Genomic DNA, 6,750 nt, shown 5'->3' on the forward strand with positions numbered 1-6,750 from the left:
ACGCGCGCGCCCCGTGAGGCGGCACCTGCTGAGCGCGCTGTCCGGCCAAACCCAATTTCCATCCGCGCTTCAGAGCCCGAGGCCGCCCCCGCCGTGCGACCCGCTGATGTGCAAGCCTTCCAAAAGATTGGCGCGCCCTATCAGGTCAATGGCATCTGGTACATTCCAACCCATGAGCCCGATTATAACGAGATTGGCACCGCCTCTTGGTATGGTCGCGATTTCCACGGCAAGGCGACAGCCAATGGCGAACTGTTTGACATGAATGTGGTCAGCGCTGCCCACCCGACTTTGCCGATCCCGAGCTTGGTGGAAGTGACCAATCTGACCAATGGCCGGTCTATGGTGGTGCGGGTTAATGATCGCGGGCCTTTTGTGGCAGATCGCCTGATTGATCTTTCCGCACGTGGCGCAGAGCTTTTGGGCTTTCGCGAGCAAGGTTCAACCCAGGTTCGCGTGCGCTATGTCGGCCCAGCTGATCCAGAGCCTGTTGTAACGACCGCTACATTAACCCCGCCAGCCGATGAAAAGAAGTGGACAAGACCCACCCCAGCCCCGGTTCAACCCGCGCCCACCCGCATGGCAGAACAAAAGCCTGCGCCAAAGCCTACCCGCGTCGCCAGTGATGAAGTGGCTTCGGGCCTCTATGTACAGGCTGGTGCCTTCTCGCGTCGGGCCAATGCCGAGCGCGCCTTGGCACAAGTTTCCGATGTGGGGCCTGCCAAGATTGTAGAAACCGAGACCGCCACTGGCGCTAGCCTCTATCGCATTTTGATTGGACCGGTTCAAAGCCAAGCTGAGGCCTCTGCTTTGGCTGAGGCTGTTTCGGGTCAGGGCGTCAGCGGTGCCCATGTGATGGCATCGCGCTAGACAAGAGCGCAACCAGACTGCATCAAGGCCCTTGCCTAGAACAGGCGGGCGGGTCACTTCTGTCCGTCGCGATAGCAGACGGGTCTTGAAGCATGACAAGCGGCCATTTCATCACTTTGGAGGGCGGCGAGGGGGCCGGCAAAACCACCTTGCTGGCCAGCCTAAAGGCGCGTTTAGAAGCCTCTGGCCATGAAGTTGTACTGACCCGTGAACCGGGCGGCACGCCGGGCGCAGAAGCCATTCGTGCGCTGTTGGTAACAGGGGCTGCAGACCGCTGGACAGCGTTATCGGAACTGTGTCTCTTCTTTGCAGCGCGTGAAGATCATTTAGAGCGCTTAATCCGTCCGGCGCTAAAGCGTGGGGCCATCGTGCTGTGCGACCGATTTTCCGATTCCACCCGCGCCTATCAAGGCCAAGCCGGCGGGGCAGGGCGCGGGGCGGTCGAGGCGCTCGACGCCCTGATCGTGGGGCAAACCCAACCTGATCTTACCCTCATCCTCGATATTGATCCTGCCATCGGCCTTAAGCGCGCGGCTGCCCGTCGCGGCACGGAAGACCGCTTTGAAGGCAAGGCCTTTGCCTTTCATACCGCCTTGCGGGCGGCCTATTTGGAAATTGCGGAGACCTTTAAGCACCGGTGTGGCGTGCTCGATGCGTCGGTTGGGCCAGAGGCACTGGCTGAGGCGGCGTGGGGCCTGTTGGGGTCACGCTTGAACCTGTCATGAGTGAGGATACCCCCACCCCCGATCAAGAACCCGGGTCACCGCACCCCCGTGCGGTGTTTGAGTTGTTTGGTCATGAAGCGGCAGAAGCAGAGCTTGCTGATAGCCTGTTGGGTGGGCGTTCCCATCATGCTTGGCTGATTACCGGGCCAAAGGGTGTGGGCAAGGCCACCTTGGCCTATCGCTTTGCACGCAGGCTTTTGGGGGCAAGCCCCGCTTCAACAAGCCCATTGGCCAGCCTGCCAGACGATCCGATTAGCCGCAAGATCGCCCAAGGTGCCCACGCTGATCTGCGCACCGCCACGCGGCTCGACCCCGAAAAGGGCGAGATCAAGCGCGATGTGACCGTTGCGGCTATCCGTGATCTCACCCACTTTTTCACCATGACGTCGGATGGGGCAGGGGGCGCACGGGTCGGCATTGTCGATTGTGCCGATGACATGAGTTCGAATGCAGCCAATGCGCTTTTGAAAACATTGGAGGAACCCCCGCCAGGGGGAACCTTGATCCTATTGGCCCATGCGCCCGGGCGGCTGTTGCCAACTTTGAGGTCGCGTTGCCGAAGGCTGGACCTTGCATGTTTGTCTGAGGAAGCCATGGCCAAAGCACTGCCGGATGTAGATGTGACGACCCGGGCCTTGGGGGCTGGTAGGCCCGGCCGCGCGCGCGCCTTAGCGGCCTTGAATGCGGCGAAGCTTTATGGCTCCTTGTCGCGGCATTTATCGGGTCTGCCGCGTGCGCCCTTGGATGAAGCGCTCGCCCTTGCTGAGGCCTGCAGCGATGCAGACCGCTTTCATGCTGTGTTTGATATGATGGAAGATTGGCTCGCGCGGGCCGGCCGCGCGGGGCTTGGCCTTGAGATAACTGAGATTGAACCGGGGGAGAGCGTCTTGCTAGCACGGCTTGCGGCGGGCGCTGGTACGGACGGGGCAGCTAAAGCCTGGAGCCATGTGCGTGAGGTGAGAACCAAGGTTGAGGCGCTTAATCTTGACCGAAGTCTCGCGACCCTAGAGGCGCTGCGTGCCATTCGTGCAGACTTAGCACCGATCCATTAAAGAAGCGCCATGATCGATAGCCACGTCAATTTGCACCACGAATCCTTTGCCGAAGACTTCGACGCAGTTTTGGCTCGCGCCGCAGAGGCGGGCGTGCATGCCATGTTGACGATTTGCGACAAAATGGCCTCTCTACCTGCGATTGAAGCCATCTCTACCCCGCGCGCCCATGTCTGGCACACCGTGGGCGTGCATCCCCATTATGCCGACGATTATCAGGATTTGACGGTCGCCCAGCTAGTGGCAGCTAGCACAAACCCAAAAGCCGTAGGAATCGGCGAAACAGGCCTTGATTTCCATTATGGCTATAGTTCTGAGGCCAACCAAATTGCGGTGTTCCGCACCCATATTGCGGCCGCGCGCGAGACGGGTCTGCCCCTAATCGTCCATACCCGCCAAGCCGATGAACTGACCGCCGGGCTATTGGAAGAAGAGATGGCCAAAGGTGGGTTTAAAATCCTGCTGCATTGCTATACCAGCGGCTTAGACCTGTTGCGACGGGGATTGGACCTTGGGGCCTATGTCTCTTTCTCTGGCATTGCCACGTTCAAAAATGCGACCGATGTGCGCGAGGCCGCCCGCCAAGTGCCGTTAGATCGCGTCTTGATTGAAACAGATTGCCCCTATCTCGCACCCATTCCGATGCGCGGCAGGCGGAATGAGCCGGCTTTCTTGCCCCATGTCAGCCAGTTTTTGGCCGATTTCTATGGGCTGGAGGCACAAGAATTTGCTGACCTCGCCGACCGTAATTTCTTCGCTGTGTTTGATAAGGCGACCCTATGACTCAGGCGACCGCGACCCATGTGCGCGTCACGATCCTTGGCTGTGGCTCTTCAGGCGGGGTGCCGCGGGTAGGCGGGGAGTGGGGGGCATGTGACCCCACTGATCCGCGCAATTATCGTACCCGGTGCAGCTTATTGGTGGAGGCCTATCAAGGCACCTATAGCCATGAGACCTCGACCGTTGTTCTGATCGACACCTCGCCAGACCTACGGACGCAATTCCTCGCCGCTAAGGTTAGCCATATCGATGCGCTCCTCTATACCCACGACCATGCCGACCAAAGCCATGGCATCGATGATCTGCGCGCCATTGTCTATCACCAGCGCAAACGCATCCCGACCTATATGGATGCGGTTACGCGGGAAAATCTGGTCCGCCGCTTTGGCTATATTTTCGAAACCCCACCCGGCAGCCATTATCCGGCCTTGCTCGATGCCCAAGATATGGCTTTACCGGGGGAAACCCTCACCATCCTTGGGCCAGGTGGTTCACTAGACTTTCAAATCCTTGCGCAAAACCATGGCGACATTGACAGTTTGGGTTTCCGTTTTGGCCCGGTCGCTTATTGCAATGATTGTAAGATCCTGCCGCAGGAAAGCTTGGAAGCCTGTAAGGGCGTAGACCTCTTCATCGTCGATGCTTTGCGCCACACCCCTCATCCTAGCCATGCCCATTTAGAGCTTAGCCTTGAATGGATCGCCGAAATCCAGCCTAAACAAGCAATCCTGACCAATATGCATATCGACCTCGATTATGCGACCTTGGCAGCCAGCCTGCCGGAGCACATCGTGCCAGCGGTGGATGGAATGGTGGTTGAGGTGGCGCTTTAAGAGGCAGATTGTTTAGACAGCCCGTGTCACAGGCCAGCCCATCGCCTTACTTCGCCGGAAAAACCCAAATCGACAGCGTGTGAATGGCAAGGCCCGCAAGGCCGCCAATCAAGGTGCCGCTGATGCGAATATATTGCAGGTCGCGGCCCACGGCGGCTTCAATTTGGTCGACAACGGTGCGGGCATCCCAGCCTTGGATGGTTTCAGCGACCATCGTGCCCACGCCCGCGCCTTGGGCATCGGCGAGTTCGACGGCCCATGACTTTAAGCGCTGGTTGAGGCTCTCGCGCAGCTCGTCATCGCGTTCAATGGCGCGCGCCAAATCTTCAAGTCCGGCTGCAATGGCATTGCTGAGGCGGTCGGTTTCTTCAGGCGATTGCTCACGCAGGCTCTTTTTCAGGTCATTCCAAACGTTGGTTACATAGGTGCGCACGACTTGATGGTCGGACACCTCGCGCACCCAGCGTTGAAGTTGATCGCGCAGGTTCGGGTCATGGCGCAGGTCGCGCGCCAGATGGGCGAGCGCTTCATCAATGCGGGTGCGGATGGAGTGATTAGGGTCCTTAGCCGCATCTTTCAGTGTGTCTTTGATGGCGGTTAGCAAGGCGTCAGAGGCGGCAGCATCCACGGCAAAAAGCTTGGGCAGCCAGTCCATTTTGTCCGACACGCGCGTGCGGAACATGTTTTCTTCTGAATGGATCGCGAGGTCGGCATGAAAGATGATGAGGTCAACAATGGCCTTATGCCGGCCACCCTTGATCAAGATGTCGAGGCCCTCGGCCAAAAGATGGGCGATATCGGCATTGCGCAGCCTTTCTGTCAGCGTGGACTGCAGCCATGTGGCGATCTTACCTTCATTGAGTAAGCCCAAGATGCGCGGCACAGCCCCGGCAATACCTTGGGCGACCCGGCGCGCGCGGTCGCCCTCGGTGAGCCAAGCCGCGGTGTTTCCGGCAAGATCCATATCCTTCAAACGACGCTGAACTTGTTCTGGCTGCAAGAAGTTGCGCGAGATAAATCGGCCTAGCCCTGCACCAATGCGGTCCTTGGATCTGGGCACAATCGCCGTATGGGGAATGGGCAGACCCAAGGGCCTGCGGAAGAGGGCTGTTACCGCAAACCAGTCGGCCAAAGCGCCCACCATTGCGGCTTCGGCAAACGCGCGCACAAAAGGCAGAATGGGACTTGAGGCCTCAAAATATTTGGTCGTGACGAACAATAACGTCATCGCCAGAAACAGCCCTGTCGCCACGCGCTTCATGCGTCGATAGGCAATGGCGGGGTCTTCTTGCAGAATGGTCGTCACAGGCGGTTTTTCTGCCATAGAGGTTACGTCTGATCCAGTCTTTGCCAAGGGCCACCGGGACTGCCGACCGTGACGGCAACCAAGGGCTGCGACACCGGTATGCTGCTCAAGTCGCGAGGACGGGTTGCCCAAGCCACATAAGAGATGGTGATTGCCAGAGCCGCGGGCAATAACCACCACAAGAGTTTAGCGGCAGCAAGCCCCGCCGCACAAGCCCAAAGGATGCCGAGACCTAAACCAAACAACACGGTAACCATCGACCGATCCGGTCTTTGGGTCATTTTCGGCCTTTTGGTCGGACGTGGCCTTGAAAACTCAATAACGCAAGCTCCGGCACATGTCGCAATTCCGAAACCCAAAATGACCAAGGACGACATCGGCCAAGCTGCGGCTACAAGTGCAGCGATGGCGACCAGCTGAATGAGGGCCGGGCCGCTGGCGGCCAGGATTTTGCCTTGCAGGATGATCTTCGGGTCCAAAGGGCTTGCCTGCAAGAGATCGCGGGCTTCTTCAACCGAAGCTGTAAGCCACGCGAGGCTTGAGGTCAGCATGGTGACGTTAAAGACGGTAATAGCCGCAAACATCGCTCCCATAAATGGGGTCATATCGCTTTGATCTTCTGGATGGCTAATCGCATTCCAGACAAACCCCATGAAGGGGACCATGGTGAATAGGGGCACAATCAACTGGCTGACGAAAAGCGGGTCGCGCGTCAGGCTCAACCATTCCTTGTGGAACACCATCCAAAGGGCGGGTCTGCGGAATTGCTGGGCGTGCGCTTTGCGCACTTTATGGGGGGCATAATCGTTTTGACCATTTAAGAAGGCCACGTCTTGGTGATAGCGTTTGCCGGCAAAATTCAGCACCAAAGCCGCAACAATCCCGCTGATGACTAGAATGAGTAAAGCCCCAAACCAGTCACCCAAAATCGTGCCGCCCAGCCAGCCAAAATGCGACGTCAGCGCCACAACCCAATCATGTAGCAGTACCAAAGCGGGGTTTGGATGCTCGGTATCGGCTGCCAATCGTCCAAGACTGCCCGTGCTGGAAACCATTTGATAGCCAAACAGGCCGATCATCACGCCAATCGCGCCCAAGGTGATCGTAGCCCGGCGGCCATTGCGCAGGCCAAACCACAAGAGAGCCTGCCGGGCGACCAGATAGGTGATCGCGGCATCGAGGAT

7 protein-coding genes are annotated in these 6,750 nt (G+C 58.4%); 5 read left to right on the top strand and 2 right to left on the bottom strand.

The window, feature by feature from the left end:
• The 5 genes from IOB61_RS14965 to IOB61_RS14985 form a co-directional block, all read left to right on the top strand.
• The coding region (locus IOB61_RS14965) for a septal ring lytic transglycosylase RlpA family protein (protein ID WP_290818469.1) at nucleotides 1-870 on the top strand (870 nt) is incomplete at its 5' end.
• 92 nt (nucleotides 871-962) lie between these two features.
• Nucleotides 963-1,595, top strand: a complete 633-nt coding sequence (gene tmk, locus IOB61_RS14970; RefSeq protein ID WP_290818472.1) for a dTMP kinase — start codon at nucleotides 963-965, stop codon at nucleotides 1,593-1,595.
• The gene (locus tag IOB61_RS14975) at nucleotides 1,592-2,647 is read left to right on the top strand and encodes a DNA polymerase III subunit delta' (protein WP_290818475.1); all 1,056 of its coding nucleotides are present in this window, start codon (nucleotides 1,592-1,594) and stop codon (nucleotides 2,645-2,647) included. Before tmk ends, IOB61_RS14975 begins: the two co-directional genes overlap by 4 nt.
• Before the next feature lie 9 nt (nucleotides 2,648-2,656).
• The gene (locus IOB61_RS14980) at nucleotides 2,657-3,430 is read left to right on the top strand and encodes a TatD family hydrolase (RefSeq protein WP_290818478.1); all 774 of its coding nucleotides are present in this window, start codon (nucleotides 2,657-2,659) and stop codon (nucleotides 3,428-3,430) included.
• The gene (locus tag IOB61_RS14985) at nucleotides 3,427-4,260 is read left to right on the top strand and encodes an MBL fold metallo-hydrolase (protein ID WP_290818481.1); all 834 of its coding nucleotides are present in this window, start codon (nucleotides 3,427-3,429) and stop codon (nucleotides 4,258-4,260) included. Before IOB61_RS14980 ends, IOB61_RS14985 begins: the two co-directional genes overlap by 4 nt.
• Before the next feature lie 46 nt (nucleotides 4,261-4,306).
• Here IOB61_RS14985 and IOB61_RS14990 read toward each other — a convergent pair whose 3' ends face one another.
• Complete coding sequence (locus tag IOB61_RS14990; RefSeq protein WP_290818484.1) at nucleotides 4,307-5,584, bottom strand: DUF445 domain-containing protein; 1,278 nt, start codon at nucleotides 5,582-5,584, stop codon at nucleotides 4,307-4,309.
• Between the two features lie 5 nt (nucleotides 5,585-5,589).
• Nucleotides 5,590-6,750, bottom strand: a 1,161-nt coding sequence (locus IOB61_RS14995) for a hypothetical protein (RefSeq protein ID WP_290818487.1), incomplete at its 5' end; no start/stop codon positions are given.

The sequence above is a fragment of the Aquidulcibacter sp. genome (assembly GCF_020253525.1).
In the GTDB taxonomy this organism is placed as follows: Bacteria; Pseudomonadota; Alphaproteobacteria; order Caulobacterales; family Aquidulcibacteraceae; genus Aquidulcibacter.